The organism is Candidatus Symbiothrix dinenymphae, from assembly GCF_001431085.1.
In genome coordinates, this window is the sequence record NZ_BBRU01000333.1 from 1 (window position 1) to 498 (window position 498).

General features: G+C 49.6%; 1 pseudogene. It reads left to right on the top strand.

The features are described from left to right. Window positions 1-44: 44 nt before the first annotated feature. Window positions 45-498: pseudogene (locus tag ASC50_RS04020) on the top strand (aminotransferase class I/II-fold pyridoxal phosphate-dependent enzyme); the annotation flags it as partial.

A 498-nucleotide genomic window follows, 5' to 3' on the forward strand; every position in this document is an offset into this window, starting at 1 on the left:
TAGGATGTCATTGTAAGAGATTATTTTGCTCTCTTTAGAGGCATTACAGTATGGATTTGGAGGGCTTGCGGCAGGTGATTGACAAAGATTGCAAACTGCTGATTTTGGCAAATCCGCACAATCCGGTTGGCATCACGTGGGACAAAAAAACATTGCAGGAGTTGGCAAAAATCTGTGCCGAACACCATATCCTGGTGATTGCGGACGAAATTCACTCGGATTTGGCGATTTTTGGGCACGAACACATCCCTTTCGCAACGGTGTCGAAGGAGGCAGAGCAAAATAGCATCACGCTGATGGCACCCAGCAAGACGTTTAACATCGCCGGCATAGTGAGTTCGTACGCCATCATCCCCAACAAAGCCATTCGCGACAGTTTTTACAAGTTCCTCGCTGCCAGCGAGTTGAACGAAGGCACAATCTTTGCCTACACCGCCACCACAGCAGCCTACAACGGAGGCAGCGAGTGGCTCAGCCAGATGCTGACCTACATAGAGG